This is a genomic window from Phytobacter sp. V91, assembly GCF_965644225.1.
Classification (GTDB): domain Bacteria; phylum Pseudomonadota; class Gammaproteobacteria; order Enterobacterales; family Enterobacteriaceae; genus CBFFRJ01.
On the sequence record NZ_CBFFRJ010000349.1, the window covers coordinates 1 to 294 of the forward strand.

Genomic DNA, 294 nt, shown 5'->3' on the forward strand with positions numbered 1-294 from the left:
TTCCGGAACAACCAGTGTAGGCTGTTGTGGCGCTGGTTTTGCTTTCATACGTTCAATACGGAATGTGTTGATGTTGACGGTAATGAGATGGCTCACATCACTGTTGAACAACTGCCTGAAATCGTTAGCAGCTTGTTTGGTCTGTGCTGCCTGCGCCTGTTCAGTCGCACGTAAAGCTTTGGCTCTCATAGTATGCCATGAATGGCGGTTGATTCGCGTCATTGCAGGGCGGTTAAGTTCAACAGCCTTTGCCAGTTGTTCATTAGCGATATCCTGTCTTCCTGTTTCTTGTGC

Annotated in this window: 1 pseudogene; it reads right to left on the reverse strand. The window is 48.0% G+C overall.

What is annotated here, in order from left to right:
* Positions 1 to 294 (reverse strand): annotated as a pseudogene (locus ACSZO4_RS25975) (hypothetical protein); the annotation flags it as partial.